The sequence below is a fragment of the Micromonospora sp. WMMD723 genome (assembly GCF_049863385.1).
Lineage (GTDB): Bacteria > Actinomycetota > Actinomycetes > Mycobacteriales > Micromonosporaceae > Micromonospora > Micromonospora wenchangensis.
The window spans coordinates 3,902,948-3,916,049 of record NZ_JBMKNR010000001.1 but is presented as its reverse complement, the minus strand read 5'-3'; the positions used below and the strand labels follow the sequence as shown (position 1 = coordinate 3,916,049).

The window sequence follows — 13,102 nt, the reverse complement described above, 5'->3', positions numbered from 1 at the left end:
CCGGGGTCCATGGTGGGCCGGTCACCGGCCGGCCCACCATCCCCCATCCGCCAGGAAAGGACGAGACGATGAACCCCGACGAGATCCTGGTCGGCTACGACGGTTCCGCCGACGCGGGCGTCGCCGTGGACTGGGCACTGGCCGAGGCGCAGCGCAGCGGACGCCCGGTCCGGCTGGCGTACGTCTTCGAGTGGATGACCGTCGCCGGTTGGGTCGGCCCGGGGGTGGCCCCCGGGGTCTGGCCGGACGACAACGCCCGGCGGCAGGTCGAGGAGCTGGTGCACCAGGCCGCCACGGACGCCACCGCCGCCTGGCCCGGCGTCACCGTGCACGGTGAGGTATTCGACGGCCCGCCCGCGCTGGTGCTGGAGGAGCGTTCCGCCGAGGCGGGGCTGCTGGTGCTCGGCAGCCGGGGCCACGGCGGCTTCACCGGCCTGCTCGCCGGCTCCACGGCGGTCTCGGTGGCCGCCCACGCGCACTGCCCGGTCGTCGTGGTACGCGAGGCGCAGGCCAAGGTCACCGGCCCGGTGGTGGTCGGCTACGACGGTTCCGAGCAGGCCGGCACGGCACTCGGGTTCGCCGTGGAGCGGGCCGCCCAGCGCGAGGCCCCGCTGCGGGTGCTGCGGGCCTTCGAGCCGCCGGACGACCGCTGGCGGCCCTCCGACCCGGATGCCGAGGCCCGGCTCGCGGCGGACCGGGCCGAGATCGACCGGGCCCTCGCCGGATGGCGGGAGACCTTCCCCGAGGTGCCGGTCACGGTGGAGATCGCCCCGGCCCGGCCGGCTGCCGCGCTCGTCGAGGCGAGCCGGGAGGCGCAGCTCGTGGTGGTCGGCAGCCGGGGCCGGGGCGGGCTGCGCGGGATGCTCCTCGGCTCGGTCGGCCAGCAGCTCATCCAGCACGCGCACTGCCCGGTCGCCGTCGTCCGCGAACGCTGACCGGCCGCGCCCGGCCGGCCCGGCCCGGCCCGCAGCTCGGGCGGCTGTTGGGCCGATGTTGCGGTGATCCGACGACCTGACACCGCAACATCGGCCCCGGCGCATGGATCACCACGGGGGCGTGGATCGCCACCGGGGCGTGGATCGCCACCGGGGCGGGTGGATCAACGCGGGGCGGGCGGGTCGGGGTCCAGGGCGAGGTAGGTCTCCTCCTCCTGGGCCAGGTGCAGGCGCAGCACCGCGTCCAGTCCGTACAGGCTGGCGAGCAGGTCGGGCACCTGGTCGGGGCGCAACCGCCCGTCGGCCCGGGCCAGGTGACCGCCGATCGCGTCCACCAGCCGGTGGATCTCCACGTGTTCCCGGCTCATCGTGGACGTCGCCTCCCCGCCCAGCGGGCCGGTCAACGCCGGATAGAGCTGCCGTTCCTCGGCGCTGTCGTGCGGCAGCACCTCGTCGGTGAGCCGGCGGTGCGTGTCACGCAACGCCGGCAGGCACCCCTCGGCGGTCGGCCGGGTCGCCACCAGGTCGGCGGTGTCCCGTACCCGGGCGAGCACGTCCCGTACGCCTGCGTGCTGGCCCGCGTACCGGTCGAGCAGGGCGCGGGCGGCCGGCGGGACGTCCGGGCGACGCAACCCGCCACGCAGCGCCCGCAACGCGTTGAGGATCACCAGCACGTCGATGCCTTCCTGGAGGAACGCGCCCGCCACCGGCGGTAGCCGGCCGGCGGCGGCGACCAGCATCGCGGCCACCGCCAGCCCCATCCCGACGGCGGCGCTCTGCACCGCGATCCGGCGGGCGTGCCTGGCGATCTCGACGGCGTCGGCGAGCCGGTCCAACCGGTCCACGGTGATCACCGCGTCGGCGACGTCCGCCGAGGCGGTCGCCCCGGTCGCCCCCATCGCCACCCCGACGTGCGCCGCCGCCAGCGCCGGCGCGTCGTTCACCCCGTCGCCGACCATCACGGTGACGGCCCGCCGCGCCTCCTGCCGGACCCGGGCCACCTTCTCCTCCGGGGAGCACCGGGCCAGCGCCTCGTCCACCCCCACCAGCCGGGCCACCTGCTCGGCGGTGCGCGGCCGGTCCCCGCTGAGCAGCAGCAGCCGGGACAGCCCGGCGTCCCGCAGCCGCCGTACCGTCCGCCGGGCGTCGGGACGGACCGGGTCCTCCAGCAGGACCGCCCCGAGCGGGCCGTGGTCGTCGCTCACCCACACCGTCGACCAGCCGGCCAGCTCGGCCCGCTGGCGGGCCTGCTCCGCCCAGTCGGGCAGGTCGCCGGTGAGCTGCCCGACCCGCACCGGCCGGCCGTCGACCCGGCCGCTGACCCCGCGCCCCGGCTCCTCGGTCACCTCCGTCGGCGTGGTCAGCCGCAGCCGCCGCTCGCGGGCCTGCCGCACCAGCGCCGCCGCCAGCACGTGCGGGGAGAGCTGCTCCACCGACGCGGCCAGCCGCAGCACCTCGTCCCGGTCGCCGCCGGGGCCGGCCACCGTCTCCGCCGCCCGGGGCCGCCCGGCGGTCAACGTGCCGGTCTTGTCGACCAGCAGGGTCCGGGCCCGGCCGAGCAGCTCCAGCGCACCGCCGTCCCGCACCAGGACGCCCCGGCGGGCCGCCCGGGACAGCCCGGAGACGATCGCGATCGGGGTGGCCAGCAGCAGCGGGCACGGCGTCGCCACCACCAGCACGGCGACCGCCCGGACGACCTCTCCCGACCACCACCACGCCACCCCGGCCAGCAGCAGGGTGAACGGCACGAACGCCGCCGCGTACCGGTCGGCGAGCCGGACCGTCGGCGCCCGGTGGGCGGTCGCCTCCCGCGCCAGCCGGACGATCCCCGCGTAGGTGCTGCCCGCCGCGTCCCGGGTGGCCTTCAGGCCCACGGCGGCGCCCGCGTTGACCACCCCGCTGGACACCTGCTCCCCGGCCGCCCGGCCCACCAGTTGCGCCTCGCCGGTCACCACCGACTCGTCGAGCGTCGCCGGGGCCGTGAGCACCCCGTCGACGGGCACCACGTCCCCCGGCCCGACCAGCAGGTCGTCCCCCACCGCGACCCGGTCCAGCCCGACCACCTCGATGCCCCCGTCCGGGGTGCGCCGCCGCGCCTGCCGGGGCGCCCGCGCCAGCAGCGCGCGCAGGTCGCGGGTCGCCCGCCCCCGGGCGTACGCCTCCAGCGCCCGGCCGGTCGCCACCATCACCGCGATCACCGCCCCGGCCAGGTACTCCCCGACCAGCAGCGCACCGGCCAACGCCAGTACGGCGATGACGTCCACCCCGAACCGCCGCCGCCACCACTGACGCAGCACCGCCCCGACCGCCGGCACCAGCGCCCCCAGGGTCGCCGCCGCCCACACGGCGTCGGCGGGGCCACGCCGCCCGGTCAGCCACAGCGCCGCCCCGACCAGCAACGCCCCGCCGAGCAGGGCCAGGGGCGTCCACTCGCGCCAGCGCACCGGACGCCTGTCGACCGGCCGCTGCGGAACACACTCCTGCGGTGCCGCGTCCACCTGCGGATCGTCCCAGCAGGTGGCCGGCGGGGGCCGGGAACCGGGAAACCGCCGGGCCGAAATGCCCCCGAGGGGGGACCTGCGGGCCGTGCGCCGGGCCGGGTCGGCAGGCCAGGATGGAACGGTATCCCCACCCCGGGGCCGACGGGGTGGGGCACGATGGGAAAGAAACGGAAAGGTCGTGCCGATGAGCCACCAGACACCCGCGACGGACCGCCCGCTGACCACCGCGCTCGCGGAGGCGGCGGCGACGGCAGGTCACGCCCCCTCGGTGCACAACACGCAGCCGTGGCGCTGGCGGGTCCTGCCCGACGCCCTGGAGCTGCGGGTGGTCCGGGAACGGCAGCTCTCCGCCACCGACCCGGAGGGCCGGCTGGTGGCGGTGAGCTGCGGCGCGGCCCTGCACCACGCCCGGGTGGCGCTGGCGGCCGAGGGCTGGACGGCGCTGGTCGAGCGGCTGCCCGACCCGCAGCAGCCGGACCTGCTGGCCCGGTTGACCGGCCTGACCCGGTCCGGGGCCGACCCGGAGGCGATGCGCCTGGTGCAGTGCATGCAGGTGCGGCACACCGACCGCCGGCCGGTCAGCGACGAGCCGGTGCCCGCCGGGGTGCTCGACGACATCGTCCGCGCCGCCGACGCCGAGGGTGCCCGGTTGCAGATCCTCGACGCCGACCAGGTGATGGAGCTGGCCGCGACCGCCTCCCGCGCCGGCACGGTCGAGGCGGAGGACCCGCAGACCCGCGAGGAGTTGCAGTACTGGACGCACCGGGCCGGAACCGGCACCGGTCTGCCGCCTGAGGTGCTGCCGCAGGATCAGCCGCAGACCACCGTCCCGGCCCGGGACTTCGGCAGCCCCGGCGACCTGCCGGTCGGCCCGGGGCACGACAAGGCCGCCGCGTACGGGCTGCTCTACGGTGACGAGGACGAACCGGACAGCTGGCTGCGGGCCGGTGAGGCGCTCTCCGCGCTGTGGCTGACCGCCACCCGGCACGGGGCGTCGGTGGTGCCGCTGTCCGGCGTGGTCGAGGTGGCCGGCACCCGGCAGACGCTGCGGCACCTGCTCAGCGGGCTCGGCTACCCGTACCTGGTGCTGCGGGTCGGGATCGCGGACCCGGCGCACGCCGGCCCACCGCACACCCCCCGGCTGCCGGCCGCGCAGGTGGTCGACACCTCCGCCGTACGCGACCAGCGGCCCTGACGATCTCGTGCCGGGCGGTCACGGGGCGGTAACATCGCCCGCGTGGCCGCCAGCACCCCTGCCTCCCGCAACGAACACCAGGTCCCCTCGCTCGGGTTGAGCCCGTTGTCCCGGGTCCGCCTCGACGAGCTGCTCCAGGAGATGCTCGACCGGGTCGGCGACGTGGTGACCAGCCGGGAGCGGCTGCGGGCACTGCTCGACGCGGTGGTCGGCATCGGCACCGACCTCGACCTGCGCAGCACCCTGCAACGGATCGTGCAGGCGGCCTGCGAGCTGGTCGGTGCGCGTTACGGCGCGCTCGGCGTGATCGGTCCCGACCGGCTGCTGCACGACTTCATCACCCACGGCATCGACGCCGAACTGCACGCGAAGATCGGTGACCTGCCGCACGGGCGGGGGGTGCTCGGCCTGCTGATCGACGAACCCCGCCCGGTGCGCATGCCCGACATCACCCAACACCCCCAGTCGTACGGCTTCCCGCCGAACCACCCGCCGATGCACAGCTTCCTCGGCGTGCCGGTACGCATCCGCGAGCAGGTCTTCGGCAACCTCTACCTGGCCGAGAAGCAGGGTGCCCCGGAGTTCACCGAGGACGACGAGGAGATCGTCGTGGCGCTGGCCGCGGCTGCCGGCGTGGCCATCGAGAACGCCCGGCTCTACGCGCTGGCCCACCGCCGGGAACGCTGGCTCGCCGCCACCGCCGAGATCACCTCGGTGCTGCTCGGCGAGGTACGCCGGACCGACGCGCTGACCCTGGTGGCCCGCCGGGCCCGGGAGGTCGCCGAGGCGGAGCTGGCGCTGGTGCTGCTCTACGACGAGGACGCCGGCCACTTCACCGTCGAGGTGGTCGACTCCGCCGACGGTGACGCCGACGGGCTGGTCGGCGCGCTGCTGCCGGCCAGCGAGACCAGCTTCGCCGGCCCGGTCACCGAGCGTCGCCGGGAGCTGCTCGACAACCTGGCCGAGGCGGCCCCCTGGCCGGTGCCGGTGGTCGCCGGCCCGGCCGTGGTCTCCCCGCTCGCCGCCGCCGACACCCTGCACGGGGTGCTGGTGGTGGCCCACCGGCCCGACGCCGGCCGGGCCGCCGACGCCGACGTCACCCTGCTGGCCAGCTTCGCCGGTCAGGCCGCCCTGGCCATGGAGCGGGCCCGGGGGCAGGAGGAACGGGAACTGCTGGTGGTCCTGGAGGACCGCGAACGCATCGCCCGGGACCTGCACGACGTGGTGATCCAGCGGCTGTTCGCCACTGGCCTGCAACTGCAGAGCGGCGCGATGCACGCCCGCCCCGACGTCGCCAAGCGGATCAACGCGGCCGTCGACGACCTCGACGCCACCATCCGCGACATCCGCCGCACCATCTTCGAGCTGCGTACCCCGATGAGCGCGGCGCTGCGCACCGAGATCCGGGAGGCGGTTGACGTGGCCGCCGGGTCGCTGGGTTTCCGGCCCGCCGTCGAGCTGGACGGCCCGATCGACAGCGCCGTGCCGGAACCGGTCCGCCCCGACCTCACCGCCGTGCTCCGTGAGGCGCTGTCCAACGCGGTACGCCACGCCGAGGCCACCCGGGTCGCCGTCGCCGTGCGGGTCGACGCCGGCCGGGTCACCGTGACGGTCACCGACGACGGGGTGGGCTGTGATCCGGCCGCCGCCCGGGGTGGCCTGGTGAACCTGCGCGAACGCGCCGAACGGCACGGCGGCGAGTTCGAGGTACGCCGGGTCGAGCCGCACGGCACCCAGCTCTGCTGGTCGGTCCCGCTGCGCGACTGATCAGGGCCGCCGGCCGGTTCCTGCTCAGCCGGGTTGTTCCTGCTCAGCCGGGTTGTTCCTGCTCAGCCGGGTTGTTCCTGCTCAGCCGGCCGGCGCGGCCGGGCGTTTCCTGCTCGGCCAGCCGGTGGTCCCCGCTCGGCCGGCGGTGCGGTGGGTCAGTGCCGTTGCCCGAGCAGGCGGGTGGCGAGCACGGCGGCCTGGGTGCGGCGTTCCAGGCCCAGCTTGGCCAGCACGCTGGAGACGTAGTTCTTCACCGTCTTCTCGGCGAGGAACATCTTGCCGGCGATCTCCCGGTTGGTCAGCCCCTCGGCCACGTACTCCAGGATGCGGCGTTCCTGCTCGGTGAGGGTCTTCAACTCGCGGGGCTGCTCGACGCCGCTGCGGATGCGTTCCAGCACCCGGGTGGTGATCGCCGGGTCGAGCAGCGACTGACCGGCCGCGACCCGACGGACGGCGTCGACCAGGTCGGTGCCCCGGATCTGCTTGAGGACGTACCCCGCCGCACCCGCCATGATCGCGGCGAACAGCGCCTCGTCGTCCTCGTACGAGGTGAGGATCAACCCCTTGATCGACGAGTCGACCGCCCGGACGTCCCGGCACACGTCGATGCCGTTGCCGTCGGGCAGCCGGGCGTCGAGGATCGCCACGTCGGGGCGGAGGGCGGGAATCCGCCGGGCCGCCTCCTGCGCGGAGCCGGACTCGCCGACCACTTCGATGTCGCCGCTGCTCTGCAACAGGTCGGCCAGGCCACGGCGGACGACTTCGTGGTCGTCGAGGAGGAACACCCGGATCATCCCTCGTTTCTACCCGCCCGGAGAGGCCCGTGCACGGGCCGAAGGTCCCTAACCCGGCGCGTCGGTCCACCTTTCCCGGCACGTCGCGCCGGGGACGGGCGGCCCGGCCGGGTCGGGGAGGGGGGCCCGGCGGGTCGGGACGTCCGGCCCTGCCCGGCCCACCCCCGGGTGACGGACCGTGGAGGGGAACCACCACCGGGAACCGGGTCGGCGTCGGCCGGCCGGGGCGACGCGTTCCCCGCTCGGGGTGGAGCGGCACGAACCGCCACGGAAGGAGCACGACCATGGGCACCGGGTACACCGAGGCGCAACTACGGGCCGCCGTCGCGGACGCCGTCCGCGCGCCCTCCCTGCACAACACCCAGCCGTGGCGGTTCCGACTGCGCGACGGCGGGATCGAGGTGTCGGTCGACCCGACCCGCCGACTGCCGGCCACCGACCCGAGCGGCTGGGGCACCCGGATCTCCGGCGGGGCGGCCCTGTTCAACCTGCGGCTGTCCCTGGCGGTGGCGGGTACCCCGGCCACCGTACGGCTGCGACCGTACCCGGCCGACCCGGACGTGCTGGCCCGGCTGGTCCCGGACCTGCCGCGCCGGCCCACCCCCACCGAGCAGAGCCTGTACGCGGCCATCGCGCGCCGGTTCAGCAACCGGGCGCCGTTCTGGCCCGACCCGGTGCCCGCCGACGCCCGCTGGCGGCTCGGTGAGGCGGCCCGTACCGAACAGTGCTGGCTGGAGCTGGTGATCGGGGTGAGCGCCGTCAATGCCTTCGCCGAGGTCGCCCGCAGCGCCCACCGGGTGCTCGAACGCGACCCCGCCTACCGGGCCGAACGCGCCGACTGGGTGCGTACCGAACCCGCCCCCGACGGGGTGCCCGCCCGCGCCGGCGGACCGCAGACCGAGCCGCAGGATCTGCTGCCGTCGCGGGGCTTCGGCGGCCTGGACCGTGCCCCCGGCCGCGACTTCGAACCGGAACCGCTGGTGGCGGTGCTCGGCGCGGCCGGCAACACCGTCGTCGACCAGGTGCTCGCCGGGCAAGCGTTGCAGCGGGTTCTGCTGACCGCCACCGACGCCGGGCTCGCGGTGTCGATGCTGTCGCAGCCGATCGAGGTGTCGGGGGCGCGGGAGGCGCTGCGGCTGTCGCTGGGACGTTTCGGCACACCGCAGATGGTGATGCGGATCGGGTACGGGCAGCCGGGGGTGGCGACCCCGAGGCGGAGCGTGGACGAGGTGCTGGACGTGGCGGTGGCATCCGGCTGAACGCCTCCCTGTGCCGCCGTAGCGACTACCGACGGGATTCGAATGCCTCCTAAGCTCCACTACTCGTATCGGAGCCATAGGCCGCGTCGTATGCGGTATTGCGGTCGCCTCCCTGACCCTTTCCTCCCAGGGAACCCCTAGACCTCCTGCTCCTCTCCTTGGCCATCTCCTGAATGACCAGGCGACCGGCGGCCGCCTCGTCGGTCGCACCACGATTGACCCTCCGCCGCATCACTACAACCATGACCGAGATCGCAGCAGACACCAGAACAGCACCGACCACAAACCAAACAGCCATATCGACTCCCACGGCTTTCCTCCAATCCGACAACGGCACTAGAGGCCGCCACGCTTGGCCCGCCACTTCGCCCACACCCGCATCCGGCGTAGTTCGTCGTAGCGGAAGCACTGGGTGTCGGCGACGCCGACCTGGGGGGTGTCGGCGATGGACGTGATGTTGCCCGCCGCGTCGTAGCTGTAGCTGGTGTCGTTGACCGTGCCGGTGGCGGTCTCCGGCTTGACCTTCGTACGGGTCACCCGCCGGGTGACGGAGTCGTAGTAGGTGTCGTCTTGAACGTAGAGGTCGCTGTCGGTCTGGCGGGTGGTCAGCGTGGGCTCGCCGTACCGGGTGTAGTCCTGCCCGATCACGTACTGGCCGACACCGGTCAGGTTGGAGGACAGTTCAGTAGGCAGGCCGGTCGTCGAGTCATACCTGGTCTCCACCAACTCGGAGAGCAGCCCACCAGAAAGCGGGTAGGTGATAGTGGTGGGGCTGCCATCGTATGTGGCGTAGCCGTAGCGATAGTTCCAGATTCCGCCAGGCCGCTGCCCTCGTTGGCGGGAATCACATAGTTCACGCCGGTCGGCTGGTAGCGGATGTTGAAGGCGGTTGCCTGCCACTTGTAGGCGTTGGTGGAGCCGGCCGACTCGTAGCGGATGCTCTGTAGTAGGTGTTCTGCACCGGTTGACCGTGGTCGGTGCTGCCGACCATGACCTTGATGTCGGACTCGGAGACCTGGGTTACGACGTACTTGTGCCAGTACTCGGTGATTTCAAGGTCGGCGTCGTGCGGGTCCGGGCCGACCACCGGATACAGGATCTCCGGCGCCCCGACCCCTCATACCCGGACGGGTCGGCGGCTATCGGGGATGCTGCGCGGCAAGCAGGGCGTCCTCCCGGGCCGGGTCGAGGCCGACGGTCGTCCGCGCCGGCCGCCCCGCACGGGGCGGGACCGCGCCCACCCGCTCCAGCCAGCGCCAGGTGTCAGCGACCGTCTCGGCCACCGGGCGACAGGTCAGCCCCGCCGCGTACGCCTTCTCGACGCCACGTTGCTGCAACCACCGGTACTCGTGGCCTGGTGGAATCCAGATCGGCAGGTCGTTCCACGGTTCGATCCCGGCGGCGAGGATCACCTCGGGGTCGGTCCAGCGCAGCCGGGCGTCGGCACCTGTCACCGCCACCGCCTCGCGCAGCAGTTCACCCATGGTGGTGTGCCCCGGTCGGCTGATCACGTTGAACGCCCCGCCGACCCCCTCGGCGGCCCGGTCGAGCGTGAAGGCAGCCAGGTCCCGGACGTCGACGTACTGCACCGGCAGGTCGGCCGGCCCCGGGGCCAGCACGTCACCGCCCCGGGCCACCCGGCGCAGCCACCACGGCAGCCGCCCGATGTCCTCCCCCGGCCCGAGGATCAGCCCTGCCCGCACCAGCAGGGCGCGGTCGCCGAACACCCCGGTCGCGGCCAGTTCACCGCCGGCCTTGCACCGGGCGTAGTCGTCGTCGCCGGTGTCGTCGGCCGCCGACGACACCACCGCCGACTCCTCGCCGGCCCCGGGGAGCACGGGCGGGGCGTAGACCGAGCCGCTGGAGACGTAGGCGTAGTGCCCGGCGGAGCGCAGCTGCGTGGCGGCGTCACGTACCGCGCGGGGCGCGCCGTCCCAGGTGTCGACCACGATGTCCCATGCGCCGCCGGCCAGTTCGGCCAACCCGCCCGGCGCGGTCCGATCACCCCGCAACCGGTGTACGCCCGGCGGGGTCGCCCCGTGTATCCCCCGGTTGAACATGGTCACCGTCCAGCCCCGGCGTACGCCCTCGGCCACGACGGCGGAGCCGACGAAACCCGTGCCGCCCAGCATCAGCAGTCTCATACGTCCCACCCTGCCGGCCCGGGACATCAGCGGGGCATCCTGTTCACCGGCAGCGGATCTGCCCTCGGCAGAACCCGCTCCCCCACCACCCCGCATCAGCCGCGCACCGACCCCGTGCCTCGTTGCGCACATTCGCCATATAGCGGTATCCGCCCCGACCCAAAACCGCTATTTCAGCCCCGTGACGATAGGCCCATGCCGTCGCCCGGAAGATGTCCGCCCATCGTCACGGTAGGCACGGACCGAACATTCGGCGCACATTCCAGTCCGTCCACCGACGGGTCGACAATGGGTCCCTAGGGGCGGTCGACTCGGCGGACACCGGTATGCCTGTCAGGCATATTCATGACCCACAGGAATGAAGCTCTCCGCGCAAGACTGCCCACACACCCCACCACAGGCAACGGTTGAGGCAGGCTTCCGGGGGCGATCAACTGCGCCTCCCGGCTGCGGACGAACCAGACCAACACCTGAATCGGCGTGCTCGGCCAGAATCCCCGCAAGGGGCAGCGTCGCCAGCCCGTACCGGGAGACCCAGGGTCACCCACACCCGTGCGGAGGTGGCCGCCGAGTTGGCCGACGTGGTCTTCACCGCCCTGGTCGCCATCGAGAGTCTGGGCCTGGACGCCCGGTCGGTGGTGACCGCCTGCGCCGCGAAGGTCGAGTCCCGGATCACCCCGTGACGACCCGCCCGACCCCGATGGCCGATACCACCCCGGCCCCGGCCCTGGCCCTGGCCCTGGCCCTGGCCCCAGTGCAGGTGCCGGTGCCGGTGCCGGTGCGACGATCGTCCGGTATCACCCGGTCCGACCGCTGTCGTCGTGACCGGCGGCACCCCCGGGCCGGAATCCCGACCCCGCCCCCGGCGTTACACCCTGCGTACGACCGCAGCAGCACCCCGGACCACCCAGCGTCCCGGCCGCCGGCGGAATGACCCGGCACCGACGGTCGTTACGCCCCCGGGTACGACCGCAGCAGGCAGTACCCCGGCCGACCCCGCACCCCGCACCCGCCGGGCGGGAATGGCCCCGGACCCCCGGTCGTTACACCTGACCCCGGCACGAGCGGCCACCGCCCCACGCGGCAGGCCCCACCGGAACCCCCCTCAGACTGCCCCCGTACGAGCGCCCCCGACGTGGTGCCCACGCCCCCTTCCGCTGCCCGTCCCCCACGGGCGCACCCAGCCCTCCACGGGCCGGGTCGGGGCGTCTACCCCCGAAGGAGCTTCCCCCATGAAGACCACCATCATGAACACCACCATCCTGCGTAAGAGCGTCCTCGGCATCGCCGGTCTCGCCGTCGCCGGTGGCCTGGCCGCCGGCCCGCTCAACCACGACACCCCCACCATCGACACCCGCCCCGTCGCCGCCGTCCAGGCCGACAAGCCCACCGTGGACACCACCAAGCTGATCCCGCACGGCGTGCAGGGCGAGCAGTCCCGCATCGACCTCAACGACGAGCAGACCAGCAACGCCAAGGCGATCATCGCCGCCACCAAGAAGGCCGGCATGGACGAACGCGCCGCCGTCGTGTCGATCGCGACCAGCCTGCAGGAGTCGAAGCTGGAGAACCTCGGCCACCTCGGTGACCGCAACGACCACGACTCGCAGGGCCTGTTCCAGCAGCGGCCGTCCAGTGGCTGGGGCACGGTGGAGCAGATCACCGACCCCGAGTACGCCACCCTGGCGTTCCTCAAGGGCCTCAAGCAGGTCGACGGCTGGCAGGACATGCCCCTGACCAAGGCCGCCCAGACCGTCCAGGTGTCGGCGTACCCCGACCACTACGCCCAGTGGGAACAGCAGGCCGCCGACCTCGTCGCCCAGCACTGGAACAGCTGACCCACCCGCGACGCCACCATGAAGCGCGTCACCATGAAGCGCGTCACCATGAAGCGACATCATGCGAAGGCCCCCGGCTCAGCTGAGCCGGGGGCCTTCGTGATCCTCTGGTGGGCGATACTGGGTTTGAACCAGTGACCTCTTCCGTGTCAAGGAAGCGCGCTCCCACTGCGCCAATCGCCCGTGGTCGAGAGCGGACGACGGGATTCGAACCCGCGACCCTCACCTTGGCAAGGTGATGCGCTACCAGCTGCGCTACGTCCGCGTGCCGCCCGGTCTCCCCGGCGACGGGGTGAACTCTACCCCATTCCAAGATCGCCCGCCCGGCCGACCCCACCGCGTGCTCCCTCCCGACGATTGCCCTGCTCATCGACGGGGTACTGCATCCCGACAGCACACTCCCACCCCCAAGGAGCTGTCATGGGAATCGGAACGAGCATCTTCCTGCTCGCCGTCGGCGCGATCCTCACCTTCGCGGTGAACGCGAGCGTCGGCGGTGTCGATCTCGACGTCGTCGGCTGGATCCTGATGGCCGCCGGTGTCCTCGGCCTCGTCATGGTCCTGCTGATGCGCGGTCGCCGCCGTACGGTCACCACCGCCGAGCCGGTGGCGTACCAGCGGGTCGAGGAGCGTCGGGACGTCGCTCCGCCGCTGTGAGGCGACCGACCC

The 13,102-nt window shown here is 73.7% G+C and carries 11 protein-coding genes and 2 tRNA genes; 7 read left to right on the top strand and 6 right to left on the bottom strand.

From position 1 onward, the window contains the following. Positions 1-68: 68 nt before the first annotated feature. Positions 69-935, top strand: coding sequence for a universal stress protein (locus tag ACN261_RS17675; RefSeq protein WP_425851091.1), 867 nt, complete (start codon positions 69-71; stop codon positions 933-935). Between the two features lie 164 nt (positions 936-1,099). Here the strand turns inward: ACN261_RS17675 and ACN261_RS17670 are convergent, their stop codons facing one another. Continuing rightward, positions 1,100-3,433 carry a heavy metal translocating P-type ATPase gene (locus ACN261_RS17670; protein WP_421486472.1) on the bottom strand — a complete coding sequence of 778 codons (2,334 nt, stop codon included), beginning with the start codon at positions 3,431-3,433 and terminating at the stop codon, positions 1,100-1,102. A gap of 187 nt (positions 3,434-3,620) precedes the next feature. On the opposite strand from ACN261_RS17670, the gene ACN261_RS17665 reads away from it, so the two are divergent. Continuing rightward, on the top strand, positions 3,621-4,631 hold the full coding sequence (locus ACN261_RS17665) for an Acg family FMN-binding oxidoreductase (protein WP_421486470.1): 1,011 nt from the start codon (positions 3,621-3,623) through the stop codon (positions 4,629-4,631). Between the two features lie 96 nt (positions 4,632-4,727). Beyond that, positions 4,728-6,398, top strand: coding sequence for a GAF domain-containing protein (locus ACN261_RS17660; RefSeq protein ID WP_421487036.1), 1,671 nt, complete (start codon positions 4,728-4,730; stop codon positions 6,396-6,398). Positions 6,399-6,553: 155 nt separating this feature from the next. Here the strand turns inward: ACN261_RS17660 and ACN261_RS17655 are convergent, their stop codons facing one another. Next, a complete protein-coding gene (locus ACN261_RS17655; protein ID WP_067310092.1) occupies positions 6,554-7,192 on the bottom strand; it encodes a response regulator in 639 nt (212 codons plus the stop codon). Between the two features lie 284 nt (positions 7,193-7,476). Here ACN261_RS17655 and ACN261_RS17650 point away from each other — a divergent pair, with 284 nt between their 5' ends. Beyond that, positions 7,477-8,451, top strand: coding sequence for an Acg family FMN-binding oxidoreductase (locus tag ACN261_RS17650; protein ID WP_421486468.1), 975 nt, complete (start codon positions 7,477-7,479; stop codon positions 8,449-8,451). A gap of 336 nt (positions 8,452-8,787) precedes the next feature. On the opposite strand, the gene ACN261_RS17645 is transcribed toward ACN261_RS17650, so the two are convergent. After that, positions 8,788-9,174 (bottom strand): hypothetical protein, encoded by a 387-nt coding sequence (locus ACN261_RS17645; protein ID WP_425851088.1) that lies wholly within the window; start codon positions 9,172-9,174, stop codon positions 8,788-8,790. 416 nt (positions 9,175-9,590) lie between these two features. Continuing rightward, entirely contained in the window at positions 9,591-10,595 is a 1,005-nt protein-coding gene (locus ACN261_RS17640) for a reductase (RefSeq protein ID WP_425851086.1), read from the bottom strand. 560 nt (positions 10,596-11,155) lie between these two features. Between ACN261_RS17640 and ACN261_RS17635 the strand changes: the two genes are divergently transcribed. Further along, positions 11,156-11,278 carry a hypothetical protein gene (locus tag ACN261_RS17635; RefSeq protein WP_421486460.1) on the top strand — a complete coding sequence of 41 codons (123 nt, stop codon included), beginning with the start codon at positions 11,156-11,158 and terminating at the stop codon, positions 11,276-11,278. Positions 11,279-11,842: 564 nt separating this feature from the next. Continuing rightward, positions 11,843-12,433 (top strand): hypothetical protein, encoded by a 591-nt coding sequence (locus tag ACN261_RS17630; RefSeq protein ID WP_425853616.1) that lies wholly within the window; start codon positions 11,843-11,845, stop codon positions 12,431-12,433. A gap of 108 nt (positions 12,434-12,541) precedes the next feature. On the opposite strand, the gene ACN261_RS17625 is transcribed toward ACN261_RS17630, so the two are convergent. Together ACN261_RS17625 and ACN261_RS17620 are read right to left on the bottom strand one after the other, a co-directional pair. Then, positions 12,542-12,616, bottom strand: a tRNA-Val gene (locus ACN261_RS17625). A gap of 9 nt (positions 12,617-12,625) precedes the next feature. After that, a tRNA-Gly gene (locus tag ACN261_RS17620) sits at positions 12,626-12,698 on the bottom strand. 155 nt (positions 12,699-12,853) lie between these two features. Here ACN261_RS17620 and ACN261_RS17615 point away from each other — a divergent pair. Further along, complete coding sequence (locus ACN261_RS17615) at positions 12,854-13,090, top strand: DUF6458 family protein (protein ID WP_088646915.1); 237 nt, start codon at positions 12,854-12,856, stop codon at positions 13,088-13,090. Positions 13,091-13,102 lie beyond the last annotated feature (12 nt).

Coding starts and splice junctions, on each gene's coding strand:
- ACN261_RS17675 (WP_425851091.1), top strand. CDS start 69: ATGAACCCCGACGAGATCCTGGTCGGCTACGACGGTTCCGCCGACGCG.
- ACN261_RS17665 (WP_421486470.1), top strand. CDS start 3,621: ATGAGCCACCAGACACCCGCGACGGACCGCCCGCTGACCACCGCGCTC.
- ACN261_RS17655 (WP_067310092.1), bottom strand. CDS start 7,192: ATGATCCGGGTGTTCCTCCTCGACGACCACGAAGTCGTCCGCCGTGGC.
- ACN261_RS17650 (WP_421486468.1), top strand. CDS start 7,477: ATGGGCACCGGGTACACCGAGGCGCAACTACGGGCCGCCGTCGCGGAC.
- ACN261_RS17640 (WP_425851086.1), bottom strand. CDS start 10,595: ATGAGACTGCTGATGCTGGGCGGCACGGGTTTCGTCGGCTCCGCCGTC.
- ACN261_RS17630 (WP_425853616.1), top strand. CDS start 11,843: ATGAACACCACCATCCTGCGTAAGAGCGTCCTCGGCATCGCCGGTCTC.
- ACN261_RS17615 (WP_088646915.1), top strand. CDS start 12,854: ATGGGAATCGGAACGAGCATCTTCCTGCTCGCCGTCGGCGCGATCCTC.